This is a genomic window from Natrialba sp. SSL1 (genome assembly GCF_001861355.1).
Lineage (GTDB): Archaea > Halobacteriota > Halobacteria > Halobacteriales > Natrialbaceae > Natrialba.
Genome location: NZ_MASN01000018.1, coordinates 260,081 through 275,553, shown reverse-complemented (window position 1 = coordinate 275,553; position 15,473 = coordinate 260,081). Strand labels below are relative to the sequence as shown.

The 15,473-nt window shown below is 62.6% G+C and carries 16 protein-coding genes and 1 pseudogene; 8 read left to right on the top strand and 9 right to left on the bottom strand.

What is annotated here, in order from left to right:
• Position 1: 1 nt before the first annotated feature.
• The gene (gene hisH, locus BBD46_RS05515; RefSeq protein WP_071400740.1) at positions 2-664 is read right to left on the bottom strand and encodes an imidazole glycerol phosphate synthase subunit HisH; all 663 of its coding nucleotides are present in this window, start codon (positions 662-664) and stop codon (positions 2-4) included.
• Positions 665-810: 146 nt separating this feature from the next.
• The gene (locus tag BBD46_RS05510; protein WP_139173509.1) at positions 811-1,158 is read right to left on the bottom strand and encodes a hypothetical protein; all 348 of its coding nucleotides are present in this window, start codon (positions 1,156-1,158) and stop codon (positions 811-813) included.
• 428 nt (positions 1,159-1,586) lie between these two features.
• Here BBD46_RS05510 and BBD46_RS05505 point away from each other — a divergent pair, with 428 nt between their 5' ends.
• Positions 1,587-1,988, top strand: a complete 402-nt coding sequence (locus tag BBD46_RS05505; RefSeq protein WP_071400738.1) for a nuclear transport factor 2 family protein — start codon at positions 1,587-1,589, stop codon at positions 1,986-1,988.
• Between the two features lie 7 nt (positions 1,989-1,995).
• On the opposite strand, the gene BBD46_RS05500 is transcribed toward BBD46_RS05505, so the two are convergent.
• Both BBD46_RS05500 and BBD46_RS05495 read right to left on the bottom strand, forming a co-directional pair.
• Positions 1,996-2,598 (bottom strand): uracil-DNA glycosylase, encoded by a 603-nt coding sequence (locus BBD46_RS05500; protein ID WP_071400737.1) that lies wholly within the window; start codon positions 2,596-2,598, stop codon positions 1,996-1,998.
• A gap of 83 nt (positions 2,599-2,681) precedes the next feature.
• Positions 2,682-4,514, bottom strand: a complete 1,833-nt coding sequence (locus BBD46_RS05495; protein ID WP_071400736.1) for a M3 family oligoendopeptidase — start codon at positions 4,512-4,514, stop codon at positions 2,682-2,684.
• Positions 4,515-4,772: 258 nt separating this feature from the next.
• Between BBD46_RS05495 and BBD46_RS05490 the strand changes: the two genes are divergently transcribed.
• Entirely contained in the window at positions 4,773-5,420 is a 648-nt protein-coding gene (locus BBD46_RS05490) for a DUF192 domain-containing protein (RefSeq protein ID WP_071400735.1), read from the top strand.
• Positions 5,421-5,422: 2 nt separating this feature from the next.
• Here the strand turns inward: BBD46_RS05490 and BBD46_RS05485 are convergent.
• Positions 5,423-6,166: pseudogene (locus tag BBD46_RS05485) on the bottom strand (DUF99 family protein).
• 33 nt (positions 6,167-6,199) lie between these two features.
• A complete protein-coding gene (locus BBD46_RS05480) occupies positions 6,200-6,388 on the bottom strand; it encodes a DUF5786 family protein (RefSeq protein WP_071400734.1) in 189 nt (62 codons plus the stop codon).
• Between the two features lie 200 nt (positions 6,389-6,588).
• On the opposite strand from BBD46_RS05480, the gene BBD46_RS05475 reads away from it, so the two are divergent.
• Positions 6,589-7,200: an MBL fold metallo-hydrolase gene (locus tag BBD46_RS05475; RefSeq protein WP_071400733.1), complete on the top strand. Its 612-nt coding sequence runs from the start codon at positions 6,589-6,591 to the stop codon at positions 7,198-7,200.
• A 124-nt stretch (positions 7,201-7,324) separates the two neighbouring features.
• Here the strand turns inward: BBD46_RS05475 and BBD46_RS05470 are convergent, their stop codons facing one another.
• The 3 genes from BBD46_RS05470 to BBD46_RS05460 all read right to left on the bottom strand — a co-directional run bounded on the left by BBD46_RS05470 (position 7,325) and on the right by BBD46_RS05460 (position 9,124).
• On the bottom strand, positions 7,325-8,041 hold the full coding sequence (locus BBD46_RS05470) for a hypothetical protein (RefSeq protein WP_071400732.1): 717 nt from the start codon (positions 8,039-8,041) through the stop codon (positions 7,325-7,327).
• Positions 8,042-8,391: 350 nt separating this feature from the next.
• Positions 8,392-8,541 carry a 50S ribosomal protein L40e gene (locus BBD46_RS05465; protein WP_004217246.1) on the bottom strand — a complete coding sequence of 50 codons (150 nt, stop codon included), beginning with the start codon at positions 8,539-8,541 and terminating at the stop codon, positions 8,392-8,394.
• A 55-nt stretch (positions 8,542-8,596) separates the two neighbouring features.
• Positions 8,597-9,124 carry a DUF367 family protein gene (locus BBD46_RS05460; RefSeq protein ID WP_071400731.1) on the bottom strand — a complete coding sequence of 176 codons (528 nt, stop codon included), beginning with the start codon at positions 9,122-9,124 and terminating at the stop codon, positions 8,597-8,599.
• Between the two features lie 207 nt (positions 9,125-9,331).
• On the opposite strand from BBD46_RS05460, the gene BBD46_RS05455 reads away from it, so the two are divergent.
• The 5 genes from BBD46_RS05455 (at position 9,332) to BBD46_RS05435 (ending at position 15,471) form a co-directional block, all read left to right on the top strand.
• The gene (locus BBD46_RS05455) at positions 9,332-10,996 is read left to right on the top strand and encodes an ABC transporter substrate-binding protein (RefSeq protein WP_253184504.1); all 1,665 of its coding nucleotides are present in this window, start codon (positions 9,332-9,334) and stop codon (positions 10,994-10,996) included.
• Between the two features lie 87 nt (positions 10,997-11,083).
• A complete protein-coding gene (locus tag BBD46_RS05450) occupies positions 11,084-12,064 on the top strand; it encodes an ABC transporter permease (RefSeq protein WP_006652639.1) in 981 nt (326 codons plus the stop codon).
• Entirely contained in the window at positions 12,061-13,005 is a 945-nt protein-coding gene (locus BBD46_RS05445) for an ABC transporter permease (protein WP_071400730.1), read from the top strand. Before BBD46_RS05450 ends, BBD46_RS05445 begins: the two co-directional genes overlap by 4 nt.
• Entirely contained in the window at positions 13,005-14,090 is a 1,086-nt protein-coding gene (locus tag BBD46_RS05440; protein WP_071400729.1) for an ABC transporter ATP-binding protein, read from the top strand. Before BBD46_RS05445 ends, BBD46_RS05440 begins: the two co-directional genes overlap by 1 nt.
• Positions 14,083-15,471 (top strand): ABC transporter ATP-binding protein, encoded by a 1,389-nt coding sequence (locus BBD46_RS05435; protein WP_071400728.1) that lies wholly within the window; start codon positions 14,083-14,085, stop codon positions 15,469-15,471. The genes BBD46_RS05440 and BBD46_RS05435 overlap by 8 nt, the downstream gene beginning before the upstream one ends.
• The last annotated feature ends 2 nt before the right edge of the window (positions 15,472-15,473 follow it).

Below are 15,473 nucleotides of genomic sequence, written 5' to 3'. Positions count from 1 at the left end.
CTCAGCGGTCTGCACAGAGTTCGACGAAGTTCCGCAGAATCTGCAGTCCCGTCTCACCGCTCTTTTCGGGGTGGAACTGGGTGCCGAAGACGTTGCCTTCCTCGTTGGCGACGATCGAAGGGAATTCGCGCTCGTAGTCGGTGCTCGCGACTGTGCTCGCCTCGTCGTCGGGGACGGCGTAGTAGGAGTGGACGAAGTAGGCGTACTCTCCGTCGACTCCCTCGACTAACGGGTGATCGCGCTCGACGGTCAGTTCGTTCCAGCCCATGTGCGGGACCTTTTGCCCGTCGTCGAACCGAACGTTCGTGCCGGGGATGAGGTCGAGTCCTTCGACGGCCGATTCGCCGTCGGTCGTCCCTTCCTCACTCGCGGTCAGCAGCATCTGCATCCCGAGACAGATGCCGAACAGCGGCTGGCCGCGCTCGGCGACGGCGAGGAGGTCCTCGCGGATCGGATCGGCGTTCTCGACGCCTTCGCGGAACGCGCCGACGCCGGGGAGGACGACACCGTCGGCGTCGGCGAAGGCGTCCGGATCGTCGGTGATCTCGACGTCGGCACCCGCTCGTTCCAGTCCGCGCGTCACGCTTCGGAGGTTCCCCAGCCCGTAGTCGACGACGACGACGGAGGCGAGAGATTGCTCCGCGTCAGCAGCAAGGGTGCTCATACCGGATCTGGGGGCGGCGCGTTGAAGTGTATTGCCATTCGCGCAATCGCACGCGGCGTTCGGTCCGTCGGTTCTGATCGGTTTCGGTGAGGTCAACGGTCAAAGGGCGGCGACTGGTGGTGGATCGTCGAAGCGATGAATCTCTCCTACTGATCGGAGAGGAAATCCTTGCGAAGCCCGATCAGGATGAGAATCATGACCAGGGAAAGGGCGATGATGGGGAGGTCTCCGTCAGTTGGCTGATCGGCGATAGATGCCGTGTGCTTGACCAGAAGTCCGGTGAAGAAGGTCAGGGCGGTGAGCAGTCCCCACGACGAGAGAGCCAAGATACCAAGCGATGAGAAGAAGGCTAGTGTGATCAGTAAGATATCGAGGATGGTCGATGCCGACCAGATGAGGGATACCCCGTAGATGAAAATGAGGGCTGACAGCACCTTAGCCACGTCCTCATTGGAGTATTCTGGGTGGTCGTCCGTTGATTCGTGAGTCTCCATTTTGTCGATTGTCGCTTCGTTCACATTTATGTTTTCGGGGTAATTACTCTTCGAGTCCCCCGAAGCAGTGGTCGTGTTCGCAGTGATCAAGGGGAACCCCCGGGAGATCGGCCTCACTCAGGGTATTACCGGTCTCTGTCGTGTTGTTGCTGCAGTACTCACTACTATCTACATTACCAGTATCGTGAGATTCCTGACTAGACCGAGCCTTTTTGGGTGTCCGGTCTACGGCCGATACGGTCCGTTGCTGTATCATAGCCTGTTACCTCCACGGACCTTTTCTGAGGTCCCTTACGGACCTCGAAAACCAACTTCTGACCGGCAGCTCCGCGGCTCACATCGCAGAGTGCACACCGTGTTGACTGCCTCTGACTGCAGATCTCGCCTGTGAACGGAGGCATATAGGGTCCGAAAGTGTACGGCTACGCATGACTGATACAGACACCGATACCGACGACGCCCGAACCGACCCCACCCACGACCCCGAATCCATCGTCCGCGACTACTACGACACCGTCGACGACGAACGCTACGACGACCTCGTCGAACTGTTCACCGAGGACGTCCGCTACGAACGCCCCGGACAGGGCGCGATCACCGGCCGTGAAGCTCTGCGCGAGTTCTACCTCGAGGGCCGCCCACTCGAGAACGGCAGCCACGAGGTGCACGATGTCGTCGTCGACGACCAGACGAACACGGCGGCAGTCCGCGGCAGTTTCTCGGGCGTCCAGCACGGCGAGTCCGTCGAATTCGGCTTCGCGGATTTCCACGAACTCGAGGACGGCCGGATTGCGCGGCGCTACACGTTTACGGATCGAGACGAAGTCTGAGTTCTCTCTAGAAGCCGTCGAGTCGCGTCTGCCCGCTCGTGTTGTCACTGCCGTCGACACCCGCCAGTTCGGCGGCGCGCTCGAGTGCGGACTCGAACGTCTCCTCCTGGCTTCGGTCGTACAGCGTCGCCGCGGGGTGGACGCAGATCAGGAGCCGTCGGGGCGTGCCGTTGATGCGAACGTCCTCGACGGAGCCGGCTTCCTTCGTCACGGCAACGTCGCGGTCGAGCAGGTGTTCCGTTGGTACTTTCCCGAGCGTGACGATCACGTCGGGGTCGAGCAGTTCGATCTCCTGTTCGAGATAACCGCGGCAGTTCTCGAGTTCGTCCGCCGTCGGATCGCGGTTCTCCGGCGGGCGACAGCGCACGCAGTTGGTGATGCGAACGGTGTCGCGATCCAGCCCGACGATTCGCAGTTGGCCGTCGAGCACGGAACCGCTGCGGCCGACGAACGGCTCGCCCTGGCTGTCCTCCTGTGCGCCGGGGCCCTCGCCGACGAACAGGATGTCGGCGTCTTCGGGGCCGGTGCCGTTGACGATCTGGCTACGAGAGTCGACGAGTGCGGGACAGCGCTCACACTCGGTGACACAGAGGTCCTCCATCTCTCCCATAGGTGTGGCTCAGACGGCCGCCTACTACGTCTTTCGGGTCGCAGGTGCGCGTCGATCGCTCTCCGCGACGGGGACGGCCCGGATCAGCCCAGCCGAGCAGCCCGAACCGACTCGAGTGCACTCGCCACGCGCTCGTACGGTTCGGCCGCCGTCACGTCGACGCCGAGCGCGTCGAACGAGGTGCTCGACTCACGCCGACCCGTGTGCCGGAGGAACTCGAGATACGCCTCGGCCGAGAGGGCACCCGACTGAAGCCGCCTGACGGCCGAGACGGCCGCGACGGTGCCGGTGACGTACTGGTAGTTGTGGTACGGATCGCGGGTGTATGCCTGCTGTCGCCAGGGTGCGCCGCGCGTCGCTGCAGCCGTGTCGCCCTCCGGTGGCGTAACCGGCGCGCGAAACTCGGCGGCGATGTCCGCGTACAGTTCCGAGAGCCGATCCGGCGTCAGGTCGGTCCCCGACTCGGCGGTTCGGTACACTTCGTGGAGGAACGTCGCGCTCTCGCCGGCGCCGTAGACGTTGCCGGCGAGGAACTGCGCTCGGCGCTCGCGGACGAACGGGACGAGTTCCGGTCGTCCCTCCTCGCGGAGATGGTCAGCTAACAGCAGTTCGTGGACCAGACTCGGCACCTCGCTGATCGGCCGCGGGCTGTTCACGTACCGCGGCGGCTGAGACGCCCGCATACACTCGATGTGCATCGCGTGGCCGAGTTCGTGCGCGAGGTAGAACGCCGTCCGCACGTCTTCGCGGAAGTTCGCGAGCACGAACGGGCCGGCGTCCGGGCTCGAGGGACAGTACGCCGGAATGTCCGTTCGCTTTCGCGCCGTTGGATACACGTCGATCCGGCGCTCGTCGAGCATCGACTCGAGTCGGTTCCGATAGTCCGCACCGAGCGGCTCGACCGCGGCCAGGAGGTGGTCGCACAGCTCCTCGAACGTGATTTCGGGAGCGTCCGCGTCGTCGGGACCCACCGGCACCCGCTCGTCCCACCGGCGCAGCGTCTCGACGCCGAGCAGGTCGCGGCGGCTCTCGAGTAGCCCGTGATACGCCTCGAGGTGATCGCGGACGTTCTCGAGGACCGCGTCGTGAGCGGCTTCGGTAAACGAGGTGTGCATTCCGGTGTCGGGATAGCTGGGTGCTGCGAGCGCGAGTTCGCGGACTGACTCGTAGTTTCGAACCGCTGCGAGGGCGGCGTGAGCGCGCACTTTCTCGGTGAGCGCCGCCGCGAGCGCGTGGTCGTGGTCGGCCAGCGCGTCGATGTACGCCGTGTGCGCTCGGCGGCGGACCGATCGGTCGGGGTTCTCGAGTGCCTCCCGATACGTGCCGTGGTCGATGGCGATCGGATCGCCGTCAGATGCTTCGACGGTTGGCGGGTCGAAATCGCCAGTCTTGATCGCAGCGATCGTATCCGTCTGGGTCTCGATGACGGGTGCGAACGCGCTGACGACCGATTCGGTATCAGCGTCGCGAGTGTGGGGTGCCTGCGCGAGGAGGTCGTCGAGATAGGCGTGCCAACCGTCGAGTGCGTCGTCTCCCTCCTTGCGGAAGGCGCGCACGCTCGCCGCATCGCGCTGAATCCGCCGCTGTAGCCCGCGAACGGCCTCGTCGACGCTGGCGGCGAGCCGCTGTCCGCGACTGTGGCGGTCGCGTCGCTTCTCGTCCGTCGGATGCTCGTTTCGGTGCAACTGCGCGTAGAGGGTCAGCCGACTCTTGGCGACCAGCACGGACTCGATGGACTCGAGTGCGGCTGCCAGCGCAGCGGGTGAGTCGGTCGGCTGCTGGTGGTCGTGTAGCGTTTCGAGCCGGGACTCGAGTTCGGCTGCGGCGCGTGCCCAGTCGGCCGGCGTTTCGTAGAGCCGAGTCAGGTCCCAGGTGTACTGGTCGTCCAGTTCGTCGCGTGTCGGATAGTCTGTCATGTGAGTCGTGACGGAGCGGTGTGCGGGCGTTGCGGGGTCGGAAAACGAGGCGAATTACTGGGTCATCCGTCACTCACTGGCTACCGTGTGATTCGACGGCGAGCACGTAACTGTTCGCCTGGTATGGTCAGTGATACCAACCCGCACTACTGCCGAGCCGTCGCGACTTGGTTTCGTCTCGAATCATCACACGTTCATTCAGAAACTCCCAGGAGAACGAACAGAACTCACTTACTCCGCTCCGGTGACTCCCATCGTATGTCTCGCGAGTGGTCTCGACGATACCTGCTCGGGGTCGCCGGTGTGAGTGCAGTCGCCGGCTGTCTCGACGCGGGTGGCGATGGCGAACCCGAGTCGACCGACGGTTCTGAGCCGGAGCAGTCCGGCAATGATGATGGTGATGAGGATGGCAGTGACGGTGCTGACGACACCGCCGACTCGAGTGGCGACGACAACACGACGACCACCGACGACGGGGTGACGGTCCACGGTGACTACGAGCTGACCGAGGTTCGTGCGGAGGAGCCGGACGGCACGGAACTCGCGGCCGTCACCGCGCTCATCGCCGATACGCCGGAAAAGGCCTCGCAGGGGCTCAGCGGCACTGAAACGCTGCCGCCGACGTACGGCATGCTGTTCGTCTTCGACGAGGTGGACGACCACGTTTTCTACATGCCGGAGATGAACTACGGCATCGACATCATCTACGCCGACGACGAGGGCACGATCACCGAGATTCACCACGCGCCAGAACCCGGCCCGGACGAGGACGGTGCCGACCACGAGTATCCCGGACGCGGACAGTACGTCCTCGAGGTAGTCTACGAGTGGACGGAAGAACACGACGTGAGCGAGGGCGACGTGTTGGCGTTCGACCTCGAGGAGACGGTGCCAGCGTCTTCGTAAGTTTAGTCGTCTTGGCCGTCGTAATCGTCGTACTCGTTTCCCACAGCCCGCTCGTAGGTATCACCGGCCCGAGCCGCGAGCCGCGCGACGCGAATCGGCTCCGGTCGCCCGCCAACCGGTGTGAACGCCCGAATTACTGACTCGACCTCCTCGCGGTCACAGCCAAGCCATCGGGCGTAGACCGTTTCGTCGTTGACCGTCAACTCGGTTCGCGGTGGCAGACTCCGATAGACCGCGAGTCAACGCTGGAGTCCCTCGCCCGAGAAGGCCTCTCGTAAGTCGTCCTCGAGTCCGGGACTCGCTTCGAAGGTAACTGCGAGAACCGGCCGTTCGGCTGCCTCGTGGATCCGCGCGAGGTCGAGAATATTGTACCACGCCGGGGCGATGGCACCGAGTAGGACGTACCGCACGTCCGGCCGCTCCAGATCCGTCAGGAGTGACACGACGGCGTCGGTTGCGTCGGTTCCGCCGACCGTACACTGGCCATAGGTAAGACCATCGACGACGCGGTCAGCGCGGACGACAGCGCCGGCCAGGGTGCTCCTGTTCCGGTGGACAGCGTCCTCGCCGTCGTCGACACTGCTCCTGTCATCGCTTCCACTGCTGTCTGCGCTTCGGGCAGCGTCGTCACTGGCTGCGTCTCGAGTACACGCATACCGACCACATCGATACTGTCCTCGTCGCTCGTGCTCACGCCGACCGCGGTACGATTCGGCGATGCCCAGCGCTCGTACCCCGGATTTCATCGGCGCTGCCCGCGATCGAAATCGAGTTCGGCGTTAGCCGTCGCCGGCTTCGTCTTCGTCCTTGATATCCTTGAGACGGTCGAGGAGTTCGTCGCTCGACGCCCCGTTTTCGAACTCGATCGTTCCATTGTGGCTGTTCTCCCCTGATTTTACGGCGTCATCCTCATCAAAATCAGCGTCCACTTCCTGCTGCTCGGATTCGTCGTAGCTTCCGAATCCCATACAGTATCTCCTTGGACCCCGGCGTTCAAAAATTCCGTGGTCACCCGTTTATATTCGTTTACGTACTGCGTGAGACGGCCCTGTGAGTCCTTCTACGACACGTTTCTCGGATTTTAGGACAACACACAATCGGACTTCCGGCTGGCGGGGCGGCGAAATCAGACGGCACGATTTTGATCCCGGCACTCGAGTACACCCGTATGGAGGTACACCACGTCACCGAAGACGCGGAGACGTTCACCTGTAACGCATTCCTCGCGGTCGGCGAGGAGACGACCCTGGTCGATGCGGGCGCGTGGGACGGCGTCGTCGACACGATTCGCGAGTATACGGACGACGTCGACGCTGTCGTTCTGACACATCAACACGGCGATCACGTGAGTCAACTCGACGCGGTCTGTGAGGCGTTCGATCCGGCGGTGTACGCCTACGACCACCACCCACAGCGCGATCACCCGATCGACGACGGTGACACGGTCCAGATCGGCGACGAGACGTTCGACGTGGTCTACACGCCGGGGCACGCGGACGATCACGTCTCGTTCGTCTCGGAAACGACGCTGTTCTCAGGGGACGTGGTCGTCCACGACGACGGCGCGTTCGACTACGGCAGTTTCGGACGCACAGACATGGCTGGCCAGTCTCGCGAACAGCTCATCGAGAGTATCGAGCGGCTGCTCGAGCAGTTCCCGGACACTGTCGAGCACATGTACGCGGGTCACGGCGACGTCTTCCACGGCGACGTTCGCGACGTCGTCGAGACGGCACTCGAGCGGGCCGAGAAGCGCGAACCGAAGTATCCAGACGGCTGAACGCACCAGGCTCGTCGTGTCGCCCGGTTTCGTTTTTGCGTCCGTACCAGCGTCGATCGTGTGCTTCGATCCTGCTGCGAGTCAGCGTGTGAAAACCGATCGAGTTGTGGGTTTGGGACCCAGTTCAGTCGTCGGCTGCAGGGGCCGGGTCGGCAGCGGATTTCTCGGACCCGTCGAACCAGTCGTCGGCGTTGGCTTCGACGTACTCCTTTCCACCCAGCCCGAACGCGATACCGATGGCGAGGGCGACGGCGAGGCCGGCACCGAAGGCGAACGCCTGCCCGAACGTGTAGAGGATAGCGACGTTGAGCCCCATCATGTCGAGACCGATGACTGCAGCGACAAAGTAGACGAGCGCCGTCGTCGCCCCAGCGATGAGAGAGGCGTATCCGGACGACTGGACCGGCACTGACTGGTGGACGATATCGCCGACGGCGTCGGCAACGAAGACACCCACGACGAGGATGGTGATCCCGATGAGGACTGATGGAACGGTGATGAGGAGATACTCGCTCCAGGTTGTGACGAACTGCAACTCGAGTTGCGACCCGGCGGCGAAGACGGCGAGTAGGACGACGTAGTACTTTCCGAGGACGGCAACTACCCGCGAGACTGCCGCTGTGTCGTCTGGAACCAGTGTTCCAAACGGCGTTTCCCTGACGTGGTCGTCGAGACCGGCCTGCTGTGAAGCGTCGTTCACGACCGGCTGAATCTTCCGACCCGCGTAGATACCAACTGCGACGAACAGGACTGCCGCAAGCAACGAAGGGAGCAGTTCGATCACACTGTAGGCACTCGATTCGAACTCGAGTCGAAGCGCGTCGACGAGCAGCGGGTGCATCAGTTTGCCCTCCGTCGTCCGGACCAGTTATCGAGCTGTACACTCATGGAATTTGATCTATCCATGCCTGTGAATGATAATTGATCTAATTAGTCCCTTTGATTCGTAGCAGGTCTCGGTGAATCACCGTAGGGCCTGCTGATTCGTAGGTACGGTAGTCAACAAGCCCCAGATTGAGATGTACGCCCTGGCAATTTGGAGTCGGCTCAGTCAGTTCAGGGACGGCGTGTCGTGTGGAACGTGTTCCCGAGTCGGTCCAGAAAAATACGACTAAGCGGCGTCGAAAGCGAAGTAGAAACGGATCGCCCACCGGCCACGAACTGGCGTGGCCAAACCGGACGAATGTCGTCTTATGCTGCGCGTGGCTCTTTGGCCTTCGGACGGAGGTTCTTGTAGCCGCACTTGCGGCAGCGCTTGGCCTCGGCGGAGTTGCGTGCGTTACAGCGCATGCAGATCATCTTGTTGAGCATCCGATCTTCGGCGGCGTCGAAACTTGGCATGTCGCTCCGTTGGCCCGTGGTGCATATAACCGCTGTGGTCCTGTGCGCTGGCGGGCTACTCGGACGTTGTTCCGTCGCCGTCCGCCTCGTCGGCCAGATACTCCTCCTGTACCGCGACGACCTCGGTCGAGTCGGCACAGTCGCTGTACCGGCGCAAGGGCTCCTCGTTGAGCGTCAGGAACGTCTCGCCCCACCGAAAGTGAGAGAGGAGTTCCTCGGCGCGGTCCCAGTCGTCGAAAATACAGCAGGCAGCGGCGAGCGCTTCGACGGTCGTGAGCTGAAACGGCCGGCCGTAGTTGACTGGATTCGCGGCAACGAGGAAGGGAAGGGCCCGATGGACACCGTTCATCTTGAACGCCGCTTCCTCCGCTGACTCCCAGGAACAGTCGAGGGCGACGAGCGTGCCCAATCCGTCGTCGGCGTCGGCCGGTGAGAGCGCCTGTTCGGCGTGGGGGTTGAGCACGACCCCGTAGGGCACCTGTCGCATCGTCCGATAGAGCGTCGCCTCATCGAACTTCTCGAGTCGGCGCGCGGTGCACTTTTTGGGGTCGTCATCACCCTCGTAGTAGACGTGACACTCCACAGGTCACACCTGCCGCCCACTATATAAGAAGCTTCCTCGTATGGCGGGTGCCAGAATCTGTAAGAGTTGCTAATTACCGCGTTCTCTTATTTGTGAATATGTGACTATCCAACAAAGAGTGAAACGTTTGCAAATGGTATGCTACTCGTTCTGTTGTTTTTGAATCACACATATTTATATATCTCTGATCAGAGGTACTGCTGTATAATGGGAGACGATAGCAAATCGCGACGTACTGTGCTGAAGGGTGTTGGGGCTGCGAGTGCAGCAGGATTGACGACCAGTCTCGCAGGCTGTGTGAGTCAGAACGGAGAATCGGATGTCGACGGTGCGGAGAATCTCGGCGACGAAGTGCCAGAGATTCATTTCGTCGCACCGACGGCGGGTGCGAACCCGTTCCGTAACGAACTCGCAGATATCGTTGCCGACAACTGGGAAGATCTCGGCTTCGACGTGGATCTCGAGGAACTCGAGTTCAACGCACACGTCGATCAGGTGGTTGTCCAGCAGGACTTCGACGCGTCGCTGCTTGGCTGGGGCGGCACGCCGGAGCGGATCGACCCGCACACGTTCATCTTCGACATGCACCACTCCTCGACGACGGGAGAGGGCGGTCGAAACACGCCGGGTTGGGAGAGCGACGAGTACGACGAACTGGCGGAGCTGCAGGTGACGCAGGTCGACGAAGACGAGCGCCAGCAGACCGTCTACGAGGCACAGGAGATGATCGCGGAAGCGCAGCCGCGAACGTACATCGCAAACGAGGGTGGCTACGAGCCGTACGCGAGTTCCCGTATTACGGACATCAACCCGACGCTCGGTGAAGGGCTGAACTCGTTCTGGAACCTGACGTCGGTGACGCCGACGGACGACGACACGGTCCGCTTTGGTTACCCCTCCGAGATCATTTCGCTGAACCCGATGCAGGACTTGGCGACGCCTGACCGGCAGTTCGTCCGCCTCCTCTACGATCAGCTGTACCGGATCGGCGAGGACGGGATGCCGACGCCGTGGCTGGCGACGGACGACCCCGTCATCGAAGACGACGGGATGACCTACACCGTCGAGATTCGGGACGGCCACACCTTCCACGACGGTGAGCCAGTGACGGTCGACGACGTGGAGTTTACGTACAATCTGTACGCCGACTCGCCGACCTACAGTTCGCTCGTCGAGGACATCGAGGAGATCGAAACTTCTGGAAACGAGATCACGTTCCACCTCGCAGAGGAGTACGCACCGTTCGTCGCGAACGTTCTCGGTCAGGTGTACATCTTCCCCGAACACGTCTGGGGCGACGTCGCTCCGGAAGAGCTCGTCGACTACGAAGACGAGGACTGGATCGGCAGCGGTCCGTTCGAGTTCGTCGACTGGGAGCGCCAGGCCGAACTGCAGCTGTCGGCGTTCGACGACCACTTCGAGGCACCGAACGCGGACAACCTCATCCGCGTCCCCGGTGCAGACACCGCACAGCTCGTCAACGACCTCGAGGCCGGCCAGCTCGATATGGTCGGTGCGGTGCCACAGCCGACGGCTGTCAACCGTGTTAGAGAGGACGACGACCTCGATCTCTCCGAGTTCGAGGCCATCGGGTACGCGATGATCGAGTACAACACGCGTCGCGAACCGTTCGGTGACCGCCACGTCCGCCGGGCGCTGTCCTACGGCGTCCCGAAGGAGGAGTACGTCGAGTTCATCCGTGACGGTATGGGCACGGTGACCCACTCGACTATCTCCGAGCACAACGAGTTCTGGCACAACCCCGACGTCGAGGAGTTCTACGAGGATCTCGACGCCGCACGTCAGGAGCTCGCAGACGGTGGCTACGGCTGGGACGACGACGGCCGACTCCACTACGGCGAAGACCAGTAACCGACCGGCGCGACCCTCCACTACGGTATTTAACGATTATACGACACGATACATGATATTCATTAGCGACACTGGGTGTGGTGACCGATGGGACTGAGAGCCTACGTCGTGAGACGATGTCTCCAGCTCGTCGTCACGTTCTGGGCGTTCTTTACGCTCCTGTTCGTTCTCTTTCGGATGATGCCGGGCGATCCGACGTCGATGTTCATCATGGACGGCATGACGCCCGAACAGCGCGAACAGCGGATTGCAGAGCTCGGCTTAAACGAACCCCTCCACGTACAGTACATCGAATACGTTCGCCAACTGCTAACCGGTGACTTCGGCCAGTCGTTCATCTACAACGATCCGGTGACCAGTATCATCGCCGTTCGATTCATGAACACGATCGTTCTGATGGCGACGGCGCTCATCTTCGCCTACATCATCGGCATCACCTTCGGTGCCCTCATGGGCTGGTGGCGTGACTCGCGATTCGAACGCGGCGGCATCGTCGTGACGCTCGTCGCCCGCTCCTCGCCGGAGTTCTGGGTCGGCATCGTCTTGCTGTCCGTGTTCGTCTTCTGGCTCGGCTGGTTCCCCTCGAGTGGGATGCGCACGACGGGTGGTGAGCTCGGCGGCGGCTTCGTCGCCCGATACGGCTCGCTCGACTTCCTGCGCCACCTGTTCCTGCCGGCGCTGACCGGCGCGATCGCTTATCTGGCGACGCCCACGCTGCTCATGCGCTCGACGATGCTTGACGTCCTGAACGCCGACTTCATCGAGATCAAGAAAGCAGAGGGGCTGCCGGAGCGGACGGTGCTGTACAAGCACGCCGCTCGCAACTCGATCCTGCCGATCGTGACGGTTGCAGCGATCGCGACCGGGACTGCGATGGGTGGCTCGGTCGTCATCGAGACCGTCTTCAACTGGCCCGGAATGGGTCGCGAGATGGTGAGTGCGGTAAACAACAACGATTATCCGCTGGCGATGGCGGCGTTCTTCCTCATGGGATCGGTCGTGATCATCATGAACTTCGTCGCTGACCTCGCCTACGTCTACCTCGATCCGAGGGTGGAGTACGAATGAGTACCGAACAACCGTCACCGACCGACAGCACGACGACCAGCAGCGGCGAGCGACTCGCGTCTCTCCGACAGCGATTCGAGGTGTTCGAAGGCGATCGCCTCGGTCAGATCGGGCTGGCGATCCTCGCGCTGTTCATCTTTATCGGGATCTTCGCTCGACCGTACACGATCGAGTTCTTGGACTTCACGGTCTCGACGCCCGGACTCGCACCGTACGACCCGGGTGAGCGCGCAGTCGGCGACCGACTCGAGTCCCCCTCGGCGGCGCACCCGCTCGGAACGACCGACATGGGTCGTGACGTGCTTTCCCAGCTTATCGCAGGGACGCGCGTAACGTTGATCGTCGGCAGTCTCGCGGCGTTCATGGCTGTCTTCATCGGTACGAACGTCGGCCTCATCAGCGCCTACTTCGGCGGCTGGGTCGACGACGTACTGATGCGGATCACCGACATCGTCTACGGTGTGCCGTTCCTGCCGTTCGCGATCGTCCTCGTGGCGATCCTGGGCAGCAGTATCGTCAACATCATCGTGGCGATCGTGTTGATTCTGTGGCGTTCGACGGCGCGGGTGATCCGAGCGCAGGTGTTGAGCCACAAGCAACGGCCGTACGTCGAGAGTGCACAGGCCATCGGTGCCGGCCACGTGCGGATCATGTACCGCCACATCCTGCCGAACGTGTTGCCGCTGACGTTCCTGTACGCGGCGTTCGCAGTCGCGTGGGCAGTGATCGCCGAGGCCAGCCTCTCGTTCCTCGGCTTCGGTGACCCGAACATGCTCTCGTGGGGTGAGATGATCTACAACGTCTACACCGCGAACGCGATCCGCGAGGCGTGGTGGTGGGTCTTCCCACCGGGCATCTGCATCATGCTGTTCGTGATGTCGGTGTTCTTCATCGGCCGCACGCTCGAGAAAGAGGTCAACCCTGAACTCAACCACCAATAATGACGCTACTCGATATTGACGGACTGAAGACGTACTACGGTGCCGACGACGGCTGGGTTCGTGCGACGGACGACGCCTCGCTGTCGATCGAGCGCGGCGAGACCGTCGGTCTGGTCGGCGAGAGTGGGAGCGGAAAGACGACACTCGCGAAGTCGATTATCCGGCTGCTACCCGACAACGCCGAAATCGTCGACGGCTCGATCGAGTTCGACGGAACCGAGATCACCGAACTCTCCGACAAGGAGCTCAGACGCCAGATCCGCTGGTCGGAAATCTCGATGATTCCGCAGAACGCGATGAACGGCTTCGATCCCGTCTACACCGTCGGCGACCAGATCGTCGAAGTGATCAGACACCACGAGGACGACACCTCGAAGGCAGAAGCCCGCGAGCGCGGCCGCGAACTGTTCGACGACCTCGGGATCGATCCCGACCGGATCGACGACTATCCCCACCAGTTCTCCGGCGGGATGGCCCAGCGCGCGATGATCGCGCTCGCACTCGCACTCTCGCCGTCGCTCGTGCTCGCAGACGAGCCGACGACGGCGCTCGACGTGGTCATTCAGGACCGTATCCTGGAGACGATCAAAGAGATGCAGGAGGAACTGAACAGCGCGATGATCATGATCACCCACGACATGTCGGTCGTCAGCGAAACCTGTGACCGCATCGCCGTGGTCTACGGCGGCCGAATCGTCGAGATTGCGGACGCCGAGACGATCATCACGAATCCGCGCCACCCCTACACGCTCGGGCTGCGAAACGCATTCCCCGACATCAGCGACGACGACCAGGAGCTCATTTCAATCCCCGGTACGCCGCCGGAACTGGTCGACCCCGGCGAAGGTTGTCGCTTCGCACCGCGCTGTCCGTTCGCCGAGGAGGAGTGCTGGGAAGTAACGCCACAGCCCGAGTCCTACGGCGACGGCCATCAGGTCGAGTGCCACCGCGCCGACGAGATCGAGCACCTGCAGGCGGAAGCCGGCAAGAAAGAGACCTGGCGCGAGCAAGACCTCGGCGAGCGAAAACCGGCCGAGACAGTCGACGAACAGGCCGCGGAAGCGGAGGTGGAACTCGATGACTGATCCGAACCCGAACGCGGTTGGATTCGACTCCGAGTCCGACGCCACTGCGACCGACGCCGAATCAACCGGCGCAGGCGCGGGCGACGAGCGCGATGAAACGTACAAGCTCCGCATCGAGGGACTCGAGAAGCACTTCCCGGTCAACACGGGGCTCGTCTCGCGCATCCTGCACGGGGAAAGCAACGACGCGGTCAAGGCCGTCGACGGCGTCTCGCTCGGCGTTCGCGAGGGCGAGGCGTTCGGTCTCGCCGGCGAGTCCGGCTGTGGAAAGACGACGCTCGGCAAGAGCGCGATCAGACTCCTCGAGCCGACGGGCGGTGAGATCCACTTCGACGGCAAGGAGATCACCGACGTCGGCGGCGCTGAACTCAACGAGTTCCGCCGTGAGGCCCAGATCATTCACCAGGACCCGTACAAGTCGCTTAATCCGCGATTCACGGTCTACGAGTGGGTCAAAGAGCCCCTCGACGTGCACGATGTCGGCACCAGCGAGGAGCGCGACGCGCGCGTCTACGAGACCATCGAACAGGCCGGACTCCGGCCGGCCGAGGCCTACGCCGACGAGTACCCGAGCGAGCTGTCGGGTGGCGAACGCCAGCGCGTCGGCATCGCTCGCGCGCTTGCACTCGAGCCGTCGTTCCTGCTGGCCGACGAGCCGGCGAGTATGCTCGACGTTTCGATTCGGGCGAGCATTCTCGACCTGTTCAAGGAACTTCAGACGGAGCTCGGGCTAACGGCGGTCTACATCAGTCACGACCTCTCCCTGCTCAAGCACATGTGCGACCGGATCGGGATCATGTACCTGGGCGAACTGGTCGAAGTCGGTCCAGCAGACCAGATCATCAACGATCCGAAACACCCCTACACGCAGGCGCTGGTCTCCTCGGTCCCGCGGATCGACCCGACCGAGGACCGCGAGCGGATCGAACTCGTCGGCGAGGTACCGGACCCCGTCGACGTGCCGAGTGGCTGTCGGTTCCACCCGCGCTGTCCGAAACTTGTCCAACCCGAAGGCTACGAGATGGACCAGGATCACTGGCGTGCGGTCGCGAACTTCCGCCAGGACCTGCTCCGTGACGATCTCACGCTCACGAGCGAAGACGAGGAGGCGACACCTGCTGCGCTCCGTGAGTCCTACGACATTCCGGCCGAACTCGCCGATTCGGAGGCCGAGCGCGTCCTTTCCGACGTACTCACGACGGCGACAGAGGGCGACCGCGAACAGGCTCGCGACCGAATCGAGTCCGAGTTCGCCTCGCCCTGTGAACGCGGCGAGATCACGACGCATCAGGTGACGCCGGAACAGACGGCGAAGTGTGTCCGGTACGACGACGCCGAGCGGTACGGTCCCGAGGGTGGCGGCACAATTCAGGGCGACTGAGG